Raw genomic sequence first — 15,380 nt, forward strand, 5'->3', positions numbered from 1 at the left:
TCGTCGGGAAATGAATGTGAAAAGAATGTAACACCGTGTGTACCGCTTAGTCTAGTTTGGGTTCGCCCCAATGAAACGGTGATTGGAACACAGTTTCGAGCGGAGCTATTGTTGTGGCGTGGATTTCCGTGGTGGCGAAGGCTTGTCCTGGTCGCGGCTGGAGCGCGTACTCTCCGGCCGCCCCGGCCCCGTGCCCGTCCCCGTCGACCACACCCGCGAACCGGCCCGCGAGCGCATTCCGCTGGGCCGGCCGACCGTGCCGTTCGCCGAACTCCACGCCGTATCCACGTATAGCTTTCTGTCGGACGCCGGTGGTGCGAGTGAACCGGAAGAACTCGTCGCACGCGCGCGAGAACTCGGCCTTTCCGCTCTCGGAGTGCTGGACAGGGATGGTTTTTACGGCGCGGTCAAATTCGCCGAAGCGGCCGCCGAAGCTGATATGCCCACCGTCTTCGGCGCGGAGCTTTCGCTTATCGACGCCCCGCCCCTTCCTCTCATCGCCCGCGGCCCCGAGGGGTACCGCCGCTTGTCCCGGCTCATGGCCCGTGCACACATGGCGGGAGGGGAGAAGGGCGTGCTGTGCTACCCGCCGCTGCACGAAATTGCCGCGGAATTGGACGGCACCTGCATTGCCCTTGCTGGGTGGCGCTGGGCTGACCGCATCGATGATCTGATCGAATTCTTTGGACTAGACCGAGCGGTCAGGGAATTCGAGATTTCCATGCTCCCGGAAGACGCTGACCGCCACGCCGCTCTGCGCGCCCATCCCGAGATCCCGGCCATCATTACTGCTGCTCCCGGTGCGGCCACACGGGAGCGGGCGAGGTTGGCGGGGGCGAAGAGGGCATTGGGGCGTCGTCAAGCGATTGCTTCTTCGTACCGCGACGTGCACCCGATGGGCGCGAACTGGCTGCGCTCCGGCGAGCAGCTCCTGGCCATGGCCCCCGACTGCGCCGATGCCCTCGAATTCACCGTTGAACTGGCGGAACAATGCGCTTTCACCCTCGACCTCGTCGTGCCGCAGTTGCCGCGGTTTCCCACCCCCGACGGCCACGACGAGATGAGCTGGTTGCGGAAACTCGTGGAAGAGCGCGGCCGCGAACGCTACGCCTCCCGCCCTGACGACGTGCGCGAACGCGCCCGCGCGCAGATCGCCCACGAGCTCCGCATCATCGAGCAACTCGGCTTTCCCGGTTATTTCCTGATCGTCGACGACCTCGTCTCGTTTTGCCGCGAGTCCAATATTTTGTGCCAAGGCCGCGGATCCGCCGCGAATTCCGCCGTGTGTTTCGCGCTCGGGATCACGAATGTCGACCCGATTTCCGCTGGTCTCCTCTTCGAGCGCTTCCTGTCGCCGGACCGCGACGGCCCACCCGACATCGACATCGACATTGAATCCGGCCGCCGCGAAGAAGTCATCCAGTACGCGTACGCGACCTACGGCCGCGAGAATGCCGCGCAGGTGGCGAACGTGATCACCTACCGCACCAAAGGTGCCGTCCGCGACGCCGCCCGCGCGCTCGGCTACCCGCAAGGTGCTGCCGACGCGTGGTCCAAAGGCATCGCCTCTCCTCCAGAGCGCGTCGTGACCTTGGCCGCGCAACTCAAGGGTCAACCCCGCCACCTGGGTATCCACTCCGGCGGCATGGTGATCTGCGACCGGCCCATTGCCGATGTCGTGCCCACCGAATGGGCGCGCATGGAAGGACGGTCCGTTGTGCAGTGGGACAAGGATGATTGCGCCGCTGCCGGCCTGGTCAAATTCGACCTGCTCGGCCTCGGCATGCTCGAAGCGTTGCACCACATGATCGACCTCGTGCGCGAGACCACCGGGCGCGAGGTCCACCTGTGGGAGCTCGATCTCGCCGACCCGAGCGTGTACGAGATGCTCTGCCGCGCCGACGCCGTCGGCGTGTTCCAGGTCGAGTCCCGCGCGCAGATGAACACTCTGCCGCGCTTGAAGCCGCGCCGGTTCTTCGACCTCGTCGTCGAGGTCGCCCTGATCAGGCCCGGCCCGATCCAGGGCGGGTCCGTGCACCCGTATCTGCGCCGGCGCGACGGGCTCGAGCCTGTCGACTACGAGCATCCCGTGCTCGAACGCTCCCTGGGCAAGACCCTCGGCATCCCCCTGTTTCAGGAGCAACTCATGCAGATCGCCGTCGATGCCGCCGGCTTCACCGGCGCTGAGGCTGACTCTCTGCGCCGCGCCATGGGCTCCAAACGCTCGCCCGCGAAAATGGCGGCGCTGCGCCAGCGATTCTTCGATGGCTGTTGGGCCACGAACCGGATCGACGACGCCACGGCCGACCGGTTATGGCAGAAGATCGTGGCGTTCGCCGCCTACGGCTTCCCCGAATCCCACTCGCAGTCTTTTGCCTCGCTGGTGTATTTCTCCGCCTGGTTCAAGCGCTACTACCCGGCCGAATTCTGCGTCGGCCTGCTGCGCGCCCAGCCGATGGGCTTCTACTCCCCGCAGTCCCTGATCCAGGACGCCCGCCGCCACGGCATCACCGTCCTGCCTGTCGACGTGAACGCCTCGGGCGTTGAAGCTCGATGCATCGACTCCGGCACCATCCGTGTCGGGCTGAACCTGATCAAAGGGCTGGGGGCGAAAGCTGCTGAAAGGATTGAAACGGCCCAGGCTAGTGCCACTTTCACCGGCATTCCGGACCTGTCCCGCCGTGCTGATTTATCTGTCGAGCACGTCGAAGCCCTCGCCCGAGCTGGGGCTTTAGATTGTTTTGGTGTGGACCGCCGTCAGGCCCTCTGGCAGGCCGGCGTCGCCGCCACCGAACGCGACGGTATGCTGCCGGGCCTCTCAGCTATCGGCGCCCCCGCGCTGCCCGGCATGAACTCTTTCGAACTCATGGCCGCCGACATCGCCGCCACCGGTGTGACCCCGGGGTTCATGCCGATGGAGAAGCTGCGCGGGGCCCTCCGCCGCGCCAACGTCGTGACCGCCGCCGACCTGAAACGCGTCCCCGACGGCACCCGCATCCGCGTCGCCGGCGTGGTCACTCACCGCCAAGCCCCGCGCACCGCCGCCGGCGTCACCTTCCTCGGCATGGAGGACGAGACCGGCCTGACCAACATCATCATTCCCAAAGGCCTCTGGAACCGGCAGAAGATTCTCGCCCGCACCGCCAAGGCCCTCATCGTCCGTGGCATTGTCCAGAATGCCTCCGGTGCCGTCAGCGTCCTCGCCGACAAGCTCGAGCCTCTTGAGATGGGGGAGTGGCTCAGCCGCGGCTCCCGCGATTTCCGGTAGCGCGTGCTCGGGGAAGATCTTAGAAGGAGGCGAGTCTGGTTGGCCCTTGCAGGCAGGTGGATCTACTTTGCATTCCCAAAGTGTGTCATTTCTTATAAGCCCATGTCGGGAGATTTTCACTATGCAGGGCAGAGGACCCAAATGTAAAGCAGATCCACCGTGGTTCTCGCGCTGGCGGCTCCCACTTCGTTTGCTGCGCCCGCCGCGCCGGTGCTGCCTGGAGCGTTCGCGGTGGTCGGTCTCTACCGACCGGTGAATCTGTTTACATGCCCCATGTGCGACATGTTTTATAAGGAAAGGTCAGTGCGATTTCGGCATTTAGCAAGATCGTGCTGATGTAAACAGATTCACCCGTTGGTGCGTTCCAGATGTTTTTCTCAGCCTCAGGCAGAGGCCAGCTTTTGGGTCACGAGGGCATTGAGCGAGATCCCCTCATTTTCAGCTTCGTCAACGAGCTTCCGGTGGAGCGACGGTGAAATGCGGACATTGAACCGCCCGGAGAACTCACGCATCCCAAGCGGTTGTGGGACTGGATCGCCGCTTTCTAAAAGGTCCGCCAAAACCTCCTCGACGAGGGAAAGGATGCCTTTTTCGGCGGCGTCTCGGGAATCTTCCAGCCAGGACAGCGACGGGAACTCCCGGACCGTTGCAACGAACTGCTCGTCCTCCTGGGACCAGCCAACCTGATAGGTGTATTTGTCAGCGTTCATGTGAATGGGTTCGAGCGCATCTTTCTCAAGATCTCTTCGATACTTGACCCCATGTCTGGGTGGTACCAAATATAGTACCGTATCGTTTGTTTGATACCCATAGGAGTTGAAACCCAATGATCGCACTGCTCGCCACGGCCGCTGCGGTTCTCGGTCTCGTCATTGTGGCCACGTCGGTGGGTGCTAACTCCGCGGGCTTTGCCATCACAGCCATTCTCCTCGGCTTCGGGCTCGCGCCTTTCGCCGGCGATTCTCTCGAGCGCCACGTCCCGCGCTCACTGTGGGATCGTTTGTCGCTCTCGCACAACGCTTATCGACGCCTCTGCCTCCCCCTCTTCAACTCCCTTCTCTCCGCAGTCGGTTGGAACCGGCTGATCATCGCACTGCGCGACGAGCAATCCGGTGAATCTGACGCAAACAGGACAATCAGGAATTCACGGCCTGTCCAAGCGTCCGCCGCTGGCCACACGTGGGCGCTGCTGCTTCACATCGTCGCTGCCATTTGGGCAGGCATTGCCGGTGGATGGGTGGTGTCGCTGGTCCTCTTGCTCATCGGCGTGTTCGGCCACCTTTATCCAGTACTGCTGCAAGTCCGGGTGCTGACTCGCTGGCGGGAACTCGGGCGAATTTAAACCCCTCACCGCACCAGGCGAGATTCCACCCAGCTGACCGGCTTGGATAATCTAAGCAGCGATGACTAGCAACAATATTCCGAAGGCAGCATCGCCCCACGACGTTCCGGCAACGCCCAAGCCGCCCGCAGCGCCCGGGGCTCCCGCAGCACCCCAGGCGTCAGGCGCTTCTACTCCGAAGGCTCCCGCAGCGCCGAAGCAACCCGCCGCTCCCGCGGTGCCGGTAGCCCCGGCAGCTCCTCGGCCGCCAGCGGCTCCGTCCGCGCCGAGTGCTGCCACACCTGAGCCCCCTGCCGCACCGAAGCCGCCTGTAGCGCCAGCGGCTCCATCCGCGCCGGGCGCGGCTGTCCCGGCTCCGCCGGCTGCGGCAGCACCGAAACCGCCCGCAGCGCCGAAACCGTCTGCGGAACCCGCCGCTGGCGTGCCGAAACCTCCGGTGGCACCGTCCGCACCTGGAAATGCGGCGCCGAAACCGCCTGCGGCACCAGCTGCACCTGGAGACGCAGCTCCGAAACCGCCTGCGGCACCTGCTGCACCGGGAGCTTCTGCGCCGAAGCCACCAGCAGCTCCGGCCGCGCCGGGAAGCGCAAAGCCAGCGGCCGCGAAACCCGCCGCTACAAAACCGGGCAACGCGGATAAACCCGCAGCGAAAAAACCGGAAGCGGCCAAGAAACCGGCGGCCAAGAAACCGGAAGCCAACTCGCAGGGGGAAGGCAAGGGTTGGCGTCGATTAGCGCTGTTCGGCGTGCTGGGCGCGGTCGTGCTGTTGGCGCTGGCTGTCGTGGCGTCGAGGGCATTTCTGGGAAGCGGTGCGGGGCAGGACTTCCTGGCGCGCTACCCGGGCGAGAACCCGCTGCCGGAGAATGCGCCGGTGGGGCTGCCGGCGTGGGTCGGCTGGTCGCACTTTTTCAATATGTTCTTCATGGCGTTGATCGTGAAGACGGGTTGGCAGGTGCGCACGCAGCGCAAACCGGACGCGTACTGGCGGCCGAAGCGCGGCGGGAAGAAGATCAGCCTGACGTTGTGGATCCACTTGGCGCTGGATGTGTTGTGGATCGTCAACGGCGTGATCTTCGTGGTGCTTCTCGCAGCGACAGGCCAGTGGATGCGCGTGGTGCCGACGAGCTGGGAAGTATTCCCGAACGCGCTGTCGGCGGGCCTGCAGTACCTGAGCCTGGATTGGCCGACGGAGAACGCGTGGGTGAATTACAACGCGTTGCAGCAGCTGTCGTACTTCGTCACGGTGTTCATCGCGGCGCCGCTAGCGATCGCGTCGGGCGTGCGCATGAGCCACTGGTGGAAGAACGAGTGGAAGGCGGCGAACAACATCTTCCCGGCGGCCGCGGCCCGCAAGATTCACTTCCCGGTGATGATCTACTTCGTGCTGTTCGTGGTCATCCACGTCGTGTTGGTGCTGGCCACAGGCGTGCTGCGCAACATGAACAACATGTACGCCGCGCGCGGTGATGTGGACCCGGAGATGTACGCGGACAACTGGCTCGGTTTCATCATTTTCGCGGTCTCGCTTGCCGTGATCGCGGGCGCGTGGGTGGCCACGAAGCCGGCAGTGCTCGCGCCCGTGGCCCGCAAGTTCGGCGAGGTCACCGCGCGGTAGGGTAGCGCCCATGGAGCAACTGTCCGAGCCGCGCCCGCCCGCCCGCTCCAGGCACGCGCTTGACGGCGCCCCCGCGCCCGCCCTGCCCACCTCCGCGTCCGCGATGAACCCGGTCTCCCGGAAGCTCATCGCGGCGCGCTTGATCGCGCAGACACTATGGGCGCTCGCCATCGCGGGCGGCTTCCTCGCGGCGCAATTCGCGCTCGGCGGCTGGTGGTGGACCGGCGCGGCGGCCACGGGCGTGTGGTTCGTGTTCCAGACCGTCATGATCCCGCTGCGCGTGCGCAATATCGGGTGGTTGGAAACGGACAATGAACTGCTGATTTCCAAAGGCAAGATCAATCAGACATTCACGGTCGTGCCGTACGGCCGCATCCAATTCGTGGACGTCACCACCGGACCGTTCACGCGCCCGCTCGGCCTCAAAGCCGTCACGCTCCACACCGCGTCGGCCTCGACCGACGCGAAAATCCCCGGCCTCGAAGCGGCAGAGGCCGACGCATTGCGCGAGCGCCTCGCCGTCAACGCGCGCGAGCGGATGAGCGGCCTGTGACGTCCCCCAACGCATTCGCTTATCGACGCGTCCACCGCCTCACCCCCTTCCTCCGCGCCTGGGCTATCGCCGCTGCATTGGCCACACTTCTGGTCTTCAACTTCACCACCACGTTGCTCGAAGGTCTGCAGCGCAGCACTGGGGAATCATGGTCTCGGGTGGAGATGGCGCAGGTTCTCGGCGTGATTGTGGTCGTCATTGTGCTGGCGCTCGCCCTGTCCCAGCTGTGGTGGTCCCGCATCGGATTCAGGCTTGGCGACGACGAGGTGGAGCTCCGCAGCGGCTTGATCACCACCAAAGTCCGCGCCACCCGCTACAACCGCATTCAGGCCGTCGACGTCATCGAGCCGTTCGCGCCCCGGCTGTTCGGTCTCGCCGCCGTGCGGGTTGAAGCGGCCGGCGGATCCGATTCCGCCATCGAAATTGGTTATGTCGCGCGCACTGAAGCAGAAGACTTGCGCCGTGAGTTGCTCGGCCGCATCGCCGCCCAGGGGCCGGATGCGGAGATGTCGCCGGCTGAGGCGGCAGAAGCCGCGGCGGAGCCCAGCGGCGCCGACAGCAACACCACGCCGGCCGCGCCCGCTCTCATCCCGCCGATCCCGGTCGCCCGCTCGCTCGCCGGTGCGGCGCTGCGCCTGTCCACGGTGTTCACCGTCGGCATGTCGTTGCTGCCGGTCCTCACTGAGGTCACCTTCGCCGTGGTTGTCCCGGTTTTGGTCGGCTTCATTCCGCAGATCTGGCAGCAGATCGACCAGTCCTGGCGCTACACCGCGACGCTGGACGGGGAGGTCGTGCACCTGTCGTACGGGCTGGCCAACCGCCGCAGCCAGGCGGTGCCGCTCGACCGCGTTCACGCGATCAGGGTGTCCCAGCCGATGCTGTGGCGGCCGTTCGGGTGGTGGGCCGTGGCGGTGAATATCGCCGGGTACGGCAGCGAATCAAATAAACAGTCGGGCACATCGCGCCTCTTGCCGGTCGGCTCCTACGACCAAGCAATCGCATTGGTCACCGCGATCAGCCCCCTTACTCCAGAGCACGTCACCACACCCAAATGGGATCTCTGCTCACCGAAGCGCGCACGCATCCCGTCGCCTATCGACGCCTCCCGCCAAGCCTTATCCATCCACCCCGCCCCCGACCAGAGCACATGGGCCACCACCGGCCACGGTTTGCTCAGCCGGCGGCGTGAATTCATCGATGTCTCCCACATCCAGGAGATCACCTACCGCCAGGGGCCGGTGCAGCGCATGATGGATCTGGCGCACGTCCGCTTCGACCTCGTGCCGGGGCCGGTGAAGATGACCGCGCGCGACCTCGATACCGCCGATGCGTGGGCTGTGGTCGCAGAGCTCAGTGCGCGCGAGCTCCCGCCGCTGGACCAGCCTTAGCGGGAAACCTACACCCCGCCAGGAAAGCCCAGCTGACGCCAGGCCTCGTAGGTGGCCACGGCGGCGGAATTGGACAGGTTCATGGAGCGTCGGCCGGGCAGCATCGGGATTCGGAGCTGGCCGGTCACTCGCTCGTGGTGTGAATGCTCATGGGGGAGACCGGTCGGCTCGGTCCCGAACAGCAGGGCGTCGCCGGGCTGGAATGCCACATCGGTGTAGTGACGGGTGGCGGAGGTGGTGAAAGCGAAAACGCGGGCATCGATAAGCGATGCGAAGCATGCGTCGATGTCGTCGTGGACCACGACGTGAGCGAGATCGTGGTAGTCGAGCCCGGAGCGGCGCAAGTGCTTGTCGTCAAGCGAAAAGCCTAAGGGGCGCACGAGGTGCAGCGTCGCGCCCGTGCCCGCGCACATGCGGATCGCGTTGCCGGTATTCGGCGGGATGACGGGGTTGTCGAAGATGACGTGGAGGTCAGTCACGGCGCAAGTCTAGAATGGTGCGCGTGACTGCGATCAAATTGGACGGAAAACTCTACCGCGAGGAGATTTTCGCGGACCTCGCCGAGCGCGTTGCTCGCCTCAAGGAACAGGGCATCACGCCGGGTCTGGCCACGGTGCTCGTCGGCGAGGATCCCGCCAGCCAGAACTACGTGCGCATGAAGCACAAGGATTGCGAGCAGCTGGGCATCGCGTCGATCATGAAGGAGCTCCCCGAGGACACGACGCAAGAAGAGCTCGACAAGCTTATCGACGAGCTCAACCACGATCCCGCCGTCACCGGTTACATCGTGCAGCTGCCCCTGCCGAAGCACCTGGATGAGAACCGCGTGCTGGGGCTCATCGACCCGGACAAAGACGCCGACGGCCTCCACCCGGTCAACCTCGGCCGCCTCGTTCTCAACGAGCCCGCGCCGCTGCCGTGCACCCCGAACGGTTCGCTCGCTTTGCTGGAGCGTTTCGGCGTGGACCTGAACGGCGCGATCGTCTGCGTCATCGGCCGCGGCGTGACCGTCGGCCGTCCGATCGGCCTCATGCTGACCAAGCGCGACATCAACGCCACCGCGGTGCTGTGCCACACGGGCACGAAGGATCTCGCCGCCGAGACCCGCCGCGCCGATGTCATCATCGCCGCCGCCGGCAAGCCCCACATGATCACCGCCGACATGATCAAGGACGGGGCGGCCGTGCTCGACGTGGGCGTTTCGCGTGTCGACGGCAAGACCACCGGCGACGTCCACCCCGACGTCTGGGAGAAGGCCGGCTGGGTATCCCCGAACCCGGGCGGTGTCGGCCCCATGACCCGCACCTTCCTGGTGCGCAATATCGTCGAGAGGGCCGAGCGGCTTGCAGCAGCCGAGTAACGACGACCCGCTGGCGCGCGCCGAGTTTCCGGCAGTTGATTCGCGCGCCGCGTCCGGCTCGACCGCGGTGAAGAGCCCTGTGCCGCCGAGCCTGGACAACCCGCACGACATCTGCAATGCGCCGTCTAAGCTGCCGATGCGCGTCCAGCAAATCTTGGTGGGTCTCTTCGTCGTCGGTTTTCTTGTCGCCACCCTGTTCGCGGTGACGGAGCACTGGCGCCGCGCCACCTTCACCCTCGGTGCCGCGATGCTGTGGCTTACCGCCTGTCGCCTGACCTGCGACTCACAAGTGATGGGCCTGTTGGCGGTACGCTCCCGCCGCTTCGACGCGATGTTCACCGGAGTCGCCGGCGCCGCGCTGGTGTGGCTCGCGGTGTCCGTGGACGCGCTGGGCAGCTAGGTTGCCCGCGTGAACCGCTCACCAAGGGAAACGAGCCTAACGCACAATTCGTGGATTTTGGGATTGTTCACACGGAATTCATGTTAAATCCGCAGAAACGTAAAGAACTGCCCCTAACTTCAGTCCGGTGCAAAACCTTAAGCGGACTAAGTTTCATCGTTCTGTAGCTGGCGCACTAGTAGCCTCATTTTTTGTTTGCTCGTCTCCGGCAGCAGTTGCTGCTCCAATCGCCGATCCTGAATACCAGGTCAAGCTGCGACTCTCGGAGCAAGCAGTCGACTTCAATGGTGAGCCGAGCGCGCAATTTCGTGATTCCTTTAAGGTCTTGGGGGAAGGTTCGGCGGAAGAAGCCGTCTACTTCGATACTGCGGATGGTTTTTACTCGAAGAATGGGTGGAGCATCCGTCTCCGCCACAAAGAGAGCGCTTCAAACTACGACTTGACCTATAAGTACCGTCAGCCGCTTTTTTACAACTCGTTGTCCAAGGACGTTGTCGAGGATGGGTTGCGTGAGGCGAGGGACAAAGGCTTTGATTCGAGCGACACCAATTACGATGCTCAGGTCAACGCGAGCTACCGTTCTTCCAGCCTCGATTTCAGCAATAAAAAGACAGCGACGTGCGTGACTGCGCAGTGCGAGATTCCCACCGTTGACCGCGCAGCACCGATCGTCACTGATGCGGAGCCGGGCAAGATGCAGAAGACTACCGGGCGAAAGCTTGAAAGCTCAGATCTGAAGATGTCCCAGACCGTCAGCCAGAAATCATGGCGGGTTGAAATCGGCGGAATCAAAACTGATCTCGAGGTCGCTCGCTTCGGTGGCACCACGTGGGTTGAGATCTCCGAGGAGGAGACTTCCCGAAAAGATGCGGCACGGAAGCGCGACGAACTCATTAAGGAGCTCGATCGTGCCGGACTGTTGGTTAAAGAGGACGCTTTCAAGACCCAGGTCGTTCTTGCGGGTGGGTGGCAGTAATGGCTGTCCCACAGGTTTCTTTGCGCGAGGTTCGGCGCGAATTTCCGGACGGCACAGGTCTCCACGAAACCTCGCTCGATATTGAAAAGGGCGAGTTCGTCTCCGTCCTCGGGCCGTCGGGCTGCGGCAAGTCGACGATGCTGCGCTGCATCGCTGGGCTCGAAACACCCGACGCTGGCGCGATCGAGTTTGCTGGCCGTGAGGTCTTCGGGCCGAACACCAATGTCCCGGTGAACAAGCGCAACCTGTCCATGGTGTTCCAGGATCTCGCCTTGTGGCCGCACATGACCGTGGCTAAGAATGTCGAGTTCCCGCTGACCACCGGCAATCAGAAGGTGGCGAAGGCGGAGCGTGAAGAACGCGTTGCGCGAGCCATGGGCATGGTGGGAATCGGCGCTAAAGCCGAGCAGCGCCCGAACGAACTGTCCGGCGGCCAGCAGCAGCGCGTTGCCATTGCGCGAGCTCTGGTCTCTGATCCGGAGCTGCTCCTGATGGACGAACCGCTGTCGGCGCTGGACGCCGCATTACGCACCCAGATTCGCTCCGAGCTGACCCGTCTGGCCTATGAACTGAACCTGACGGTCATCTACGTCACGCACGACCAGTCCGAGGCTCTCGCCATGTCGGACCGCGTCGCGGTGATGAATGCAGGCAATGTCTGCCAGTTCGCCGACCCGGTTGAACTGTACGACCACCCGGCGGACGACTTCGTCGCAGGGTTCGTGGGCGTCACCAACACCCACGAAAGCCTTCCGGCGAACCGTCCGGAAGATCTCGAGGTCACCCCGCTCGATGGAAAGCGACCGGACGCGCTTCCGGCGAACTCCATCGTCGGCGAGGTGGTGGAGAGCCAATTCACCGGCGGACGCTACGAGGTCCGCTGCGTGGTGCCCGGTGCACAAGATCCCTGGCTGGCCTATTCGCGGCACCGACTCGGCCGCGGCGACAGCGTCCTGCTGACGGTCACCTCACATTCCTAAATTTTCCCGTTTCCTGATCAAGGAGTTTCATCCCATGAAGAAGCTTGCTGCCGCTCTGGTCGGCATGACCGCCGCTTTTGGCCTCGTCGCCTGCGGCTCCGTTGAGTCCAACGACACCACCGAGCCGTCTGCCGATAACAACGACACCGTCACCGCTGAACAGTGGAAGGCGCCGGAGGGCCTGTCCGGTTCCCTCGACTACTACTCCGCCAACCCGCAGGGCCTGACCGATGCACTGGTCAAGGAATTCCAGGACCGCACCGGCGTGATCGTCAATGTCTTCGCCGGTACCACCGGTGAGGTCACCGCGAAGATCAAGGCTGAGGAAGGCAACCCGCAGGCCGACGTCGTCTACCTCGCATCCTGGAGCGCCGCCAACAAGCAGTCTGAAGCTGGCTCCCTGGAGGCGTACAAGCCGGAGAACATTGACAATGCCAACGAGAAGTGGAATGCGGAGGATGACTCCTTCCACGGCCGCGACGGTTCCGCGCTTGCTCTCGTCTCCAACACCGACGTGGTTTCCGAGGCCCCGAAGGATTGGGAGGACCTGACCGACGAGAAGTACAAGGACCAGGTGATCATGCCTGATCCGCGCGAGTCCGGCACCGCCGCCGACCTGATCACGGCAATGGTTTCCGAGTGGGGCGAGGACAAGACCTGGGAGCTGTTCGACAAGCTCTTCGAGAACGGCATGATCGTTCAGGGCGCTAACGGCCCGGCTCTCGACCAGGTCACCTCCGGCTCCAAGGGCATCGTACTTGGCGGCGTCGACTATTCCGCATACTCCGCGAAGGACAAGGGCGAGCCGATCGAGGTCGTCATCCCGTCCTCCGGCACCACCGTGACCCCGCGTCCGGTCATGATTATGAAGACCGCTGACAACATGGACGCGGCCAAGGCGTTTGTCGACTTCATGTTCTCCGAGGAAGCGCAGCAGATCTCCGCATCCAAGAACATGATTCCGGCCAACAAGAACGTCGAGCCAAAAAACGGCCCGAAGCTCGAGGACATCGAGCAGATCTCCGACGACTGGGCAGCGATCTCCAAAGAGTCCAAGGACCTCCGCGAGAAGTTCGCTGAGCGCTACCTCTAAGCACACGAAGTAGCACGACATTAGGGGAGAAGTTCCGCAGGAATGAAGACGAGGATGAAGACCAACGCCGCTGTGTACCCGGTGCTGTTGATCCTGCTGGTTCTAGTCGCGGCACCGCTGGTCTCCGTTTTGGTGACCGCGGTGACGGGATACCGCGGTGAAGAGTCTGCACTGCATACTCTGTTCCGCCCGGAGATGATCCGGATCATCGCGAACACAGTGTGGCTTTCCATCCTCGTCGTTTTATTCGCCACCCTGTTCGCCGCCCCGCTGGCATTCTTCCGCGCGTGGACGCCGATGCGGCGCGCCGGGTGGGTGGAAGTCCTCGTCATGGTGCCATTCATGACGCCACCGTTCGCTGCGGCGATGGCATGGATGGACTTCACCCGCCTGCGCGGTGTCGCCGACATGCTCCTGGGCTCCACGCTTGGCGACGCCGTCCGGTCCGCCATCAACTCCGTGTGGGGCATGGGATTCATCATGGCGGCGGAGCTTTTCCCGTTCCTTTACCTGATTCTCCGTAACGCCTTCGCGTCGATTCCCGCATCCCAGCTGGAGATGGCGCAGGTGGCCGGCGCGAGCCGCTGGCAACAGTTCGGCCGGGTGGTCGCCCCGATCGTGCTGGGGCCGTATTCGCTGGGCGCACTCATCGTCTTCATCAAGGCTGCCGGCGAGTTCGGCACTCCTGTCACTTTGGGCAATGCGATCGGATACCAGGTGCTGGTGTCGTCCATCTACCAGGATGTGACGATCGATCCGCTGAATTTCTCGAAAGCGGCGGCGTCGTCAAGCGTGCTCTTCACCTTGGGTGTTTTGGCGTGGGCGATCCAGCAATGGGCGGGGCGCGCCGATCTCGCGGCGGGTGGCCGAGTGTCGCGTTCGGTGCAGCTGAGGCCGTCGAAGATCGGCATGTTTTTCGCGTGGGTGTACACGATGATCGTGTTCACGTTGAGCGTGTTCATCCCGTATATCTCCATCATTCTGGCGGCGATGACGATTCTGCGCTCGAAGCCTCCGACACCGAATAACCTGACTTTCGACTATTTCAAGATCGTCCTGCAGAACCCGTCGGGGCAGGAGGCGCTGACGCGCTCGATCGTGCTCGGCGCGGTCGGAGCGACCACGGCGGTGCTGCTCGCGCTCGCGGTGACGATCTTCACCATGCGCAACCGCCGCCTGCCTGCCCGAGTGAGCGACTTCCTTGCTGTCGCCCCAGACACCGTGCCGGGAATTGTGTTGGCGATCGGTTTCATCCTGCTGTGGAACTCGCCGTGGTTGCCGATGACTCCGTACGGCACACAGGTGATCTTGGTAATGGCATTCACGGTTCTGTTCACACCGATGGCGGTGCAGAATATCAAGACATCCGCGACCTCAATGTCGCCGACGCTGGCGGAGGCATCCGCGGTGTCCGGTGCGACTGGGTGGCAGACGTTCACGCGTATCACCATTCCGATGCTTGCTCCCGGCATTTTCGCCGGCTGGCTGCTGGCGTTCTTCGTGGGCATCCGCGAGCTGGTCATGTCCTCGCTCATTCGTCCGACGCGCATCAACCTTCTTGCTCCGTGGATCATGAATCAGTTCGAGCAAGGACACCGTGCGGAAGCGATGGCGATGACGCTCATCGGCGTGGGAACGTCGACGGCCGTGCTCGTGCTCATCCGCTGGTGGCAGGGGCGCGCGAACCATCAGGCCCGGTAGTCGGCGTCCCGTTTGAGGGATACCCTGGCAGGCATGGAACAACCGGTCCTAGTTCTCGCCGACATTCACCTCGGGCGAAAGCAAAAAGACGACAAGAAGACAGGTCCCGGGATCAAGTGGGCGTTGAGCGCCCTCGACCGCGGCGGCGAAGCGGGCGCCCGGCATCTGGTCATGCTGGGCGATGTCATCGACCGCAAGCAGTTCACCGAGCACACCTACGCCGAAGTCACTCAGTTCTTCGAACACGGCCTCGAGCTTTTCGACTCGGTCGTGTTCATCGCTGGCAACCACGACGTGCACCACGACTTGGCCGGTGTGATTCCCGAAGGCGTCGTTGTAGCCGGAATTGAACCTCAGACCATCCGGGTGGGGCAGTGGGCCCTGCACACTGCGGCGGTCGTAGTTGACCGCGATTCGCGCCGCATCGTTTCAGATTTCCCCGCCGCGGTCGATGGCGCGCCGAATCTGGGACTGCTACACAGCTCAGTCTCGGGCGAGTATTCGAAGCAGGAATGCATGCCGCGCAGCGTGGACGAGCTGAAATCGTGCGGTTACGACGCGTGGCTGCTCGGCCACGTCCACGAGCGCGTCGTGCTATTCAACGACCCCTTCATCGGCTGGGTCGGCATGGGCAAGGCGCTTATCGCTTCGCTTGATGGCGGAAAAGTCTCTATCAGCGACGTTTTCTAAATGTGCGCGGAGTC

Annotated in this window: 15 protein-coding genes; 12 read left to right on the forward strand and 3 right to left on the reverse strand. The window is 63.6% G+C overall.

Annotated elements, in window-relative coordinates; translation table 11 throughout:
• The first annotated feature begins 118 nt into the window (after nt 1-118).
• Complete coding sequence (locus CAPP_RS01990) at nt 119-3,268, forward strand: error-prone DNA polymerase (protein ID WP_076599186.1); 3,150 nt, start codon at nt 119-121, stop codon at nt 3,266-3,268.
• Nucleotides 3,269-3,651: 383 nt separating this feature from the next.
• Here the strand turns inward: CAPP_RS01990 and CAPP_RS01995 are convergent, their stop codons facing one another.
• On the reverse strand, nt 3,652-3,978 hold the full coding sequence (locus tag CAPP_RS01995; RefSeq protein ID WP_076599187.1) for a type II toxin-antitoxin system HicB family antitoxin: 327 nt from the start codon (nt 3,976-3,978) through the stop codon (nt 3,652-3,654).
• Nucleotides 3,979-4,094: 116 nt separating this feature from the next.
• Between CAPP_RS01995 and CAPP_RS02000 the strand changes: the two genes are divergently transcribed.
• Nucleotides 4,095-4,610: a glycosyl-4,4'-diaponeurosporenoate acyltransferase CrtO family protein gene (locus CAPP_RS02000; RefSeq protein ID WP_076599188.1), complete on the forward strand. Its 516-nt coding sequence runs from the start codon at nt 4,095-4,097 to the stop codon at nt 4,608-4,610.
• A gap of 170 nt (nt 4,611-4,780) precedes the next feature.
• Here CAPP_RS02000 and CAPP_RS02005 read toward each other — a convergent pair whose 3' ends face one another.
• On the reverse strand, nt 4,781-5,170 hold the full coding sequence (locus CAPP_RS02005) for a hypothetical protein (RefSeq protein WP_200803273.1): 390 nt from the start codon (nt 5,168-5,170) through the stop codon (nt 4,781-4,783).
• 185 nt (nt 5,171-5,355) lie between these two features.
• Between CAPP_RS02005 and CAPP_RS02010 the strand changes: the two genes are divergently transcribed.
• Genes CAPP_RS02010 through CAPP_RS02020 form a run of 3 tightly spaced genes read left to right on the forward strand, consistent with a single transcriptional unit; the run spans nt 5,356 to nt 8,166 of the window.
• Nucleotides 5,356-6,225 (forward strand): cytochrome b/b6 domain-containing protein, encoded by an 870-nt coding sequence (locus CAPP_RS02010; RefSeq protein WP_234958836.1) that lies wholly within the window; start codon nt 5,356-5,358, stop codon nt 6,223-6,225.
• A 10-nt stretch (nt 6,226-6,235) separates the two neighbouring features.
• Entirely contained in the window at nt 6,236-6,778 is a 543-nt protein-coding gene (locus CAPP_RS02015) for a PH domain-containing protein (RefSeq protein ID WP_412459494.1), read from the forward strand.
• On the forward strand, nt 6,775-8,166 hold the full coding sequence (locus CAPP_RS02020) for a PH domain-containing protein (protein ID WP_076599190.1): 1,392 nt from the start codon (nt 6,775-6,777) through the stop codon (nt 8,164-8,166). Before CAPP_RS02015 ends, CAPP_RS02020 begins: the two co-directional genes overlap by 4 nt.
• A gap of 8 nt (nt 8,167-8,174) precedes the next feature.
• Here CAPP_RS02020 and CAPP_RS02025 read toward each other — a convergent pair whose 3' ends face one another.
• Nucleotides 8,175-8,645 (reverse strand): tRNA (cytidine(34)-2'-O)-methyltransferase, encoded by a 471-nt coding sequence (locus tag CAPP_RS02025; RefSeq protein WP_076599191.1) that lies wholly within the window; start codon nt 8,643-8,645, stop codon nt 8,175-8,177.
• Between the two features lie 23 nt (nt 8,646-8,668).
• Here CAPP_RS02025 and CAPP_RS02030 point away from each other — a divergent pair, with 23 nt between their 5' ends.
• The 7 genes from CAPP_RS02030 to CAPP_RS02060 all read left to right on the forward strand — a co-directional run bounded on the left by CAPP_RS02030 (nt 8,669) and on the right by CAPP_RS02060 (nt 15,366).
• A complete protein-coding gene (locus CAPP_RS02030; RefSeq protein ID WP_234958837.1) occupies nt 8,669-9,526 on the forward strand; it encodes a bifunctional methylenetetrahydrofolate dehydrogenase/methenyltetrahydrofolate cyclohydrolase in 858 nt (285 codons plus the stop codon).
• A 67-nt stretch (nt 9,527-9,593) separates the two neighbouring features.
• Entirely contained in the window at nt 9,594-9,926 is a 333-nt protein-coding gene (locus CAPP_RS02035; RefSeq protein ID WP_076599247.1) for a DUF3017 domain-containing protein, read from the forward strand.
• A 127-nt stretch (nt 9,927-10,053) separates the two neighbouring features.
• Entirely contained in the window at nt 10,054-10,902 is an 849-nt protein-coding gene (locus CAPP_RS02040) for a hypothetical protein (RefSeq protein WP_143313866.1), read from the forward strand.
• Nucleotides 10,902-11,882 (forward strand): ABC transporter ATP-binding protein, encoded by a 981-nt coding sequence (locus tag CAPP_RS02045; RefSeq protein WP_076599194.1) that lies wholly within the window; start codon nt 10,902-10,904, stop codon nt 11,880-11,882. Before CAPP_RS02040 ends, CAPP_RS02045 begins: the two co-directional genes overlap by 1 nt.
• A gap of 34 nt (nt 11,883-11,916) precedes the next feature.
• Complete coding sequence (locus tag CAPP_RS02050; RefSeq protein ID WP_076599195.1) at nt 11,917-12,975, forward strand: ABC transporter substrate-binding protein; 1,059 nt, start codon at nt 11,917-11,919, stop codon at nt 12,973-12,975.
• A 54-nt stretch (nt 12,976-13,029) separates the two neighbouring features.
• Nucleotides 13,030-14,676 carry an ABC transporter permease gene (locus CAPP_RS02055; RefSeq protein WP_234958845.1) on the forward strand — a complete coding sequence of 549 codons (1,647 nt, stop codon included), beginning with the start codon at nt 13,030-13,032 and terminating at the stop codon, nt 14,674-14,676.
• Between the two features lie 33 nt (nt 14,677-14,709).
• Nucleotides 14,710-15,366 (forward strand): metallophosphoesterase, encoded by a 657-nt coding sequence (locus tag CAPP_RS02060; protein ID WP_076599197.1) that lies wholly within the window; start codon nt 14,710-14,712, stop codon nt 15,364-15,366.
• Nucleotides 15,367-15,380: the final 14 nt, after the last annotated feature.

The sequence above is a fragment of the Corynebacterium appendicis CIP 107643 genome (assembly GCF_030408415.1).
In the GTDB taxonomy this organism is placed as follows: Bacteria; Actinomycetota; Actinomycetes; order Mycobacteriales; family Mycobacteriaceae; genus Corynebacterium; species Corynebacterium appendicis.

Coding starts and splice junctions, on each gene's coding strand:
- CAPP_RS01995 (WP_076599187.1), bottom strand. CDS start 3,978: ATGAACGCTGACAAATACACCTATCAGGTTGGCTGGTCCCAGGAGGAC.
- CAPP_RS02000 (WP_076599188.1), top strand. CDS start 4,095: ATGATCGCACTGCTCGCCACGGCCGCTGCGGTTCTCGGTCTCGTCATT.
- CAPP_RS02015 (WP_412459494.1), top strand. CDS start 6,236: ATGGAGCAACTGTCCGAGCCGCGCCCGCCCGCCCGCTCCAGGCACGCG.
- CAPP_RS02045 (WP_076599194.1), top strand. CDS start 10,902: ATGGCTGTCCCACAGGTTTCTTTGCGCGAGGTTCGGCGCGAATTTCCG.
- CAPP_RS02050 (WP_076599195.1), top strand. CDS start 11,917: ATGAAGAAGCTTGCTGCCGCTCTGGTCGGCATGACCGCCGCTTTTGGC.
- CAPP_RS02055 (WP_234958845.1), top strand. CDS start 13,030: ATGAAGACCAACGCCGCTGTGTACCCGGTGCTGTTGATCCTGCTGGTT.
- CAPP_RS02060 (WP_076599197.1), top strand. CDS start 14,710: ATGGAACAACCGGTCCTAGTTCTCGCCGACATTCACCTCGGGCGAAAG.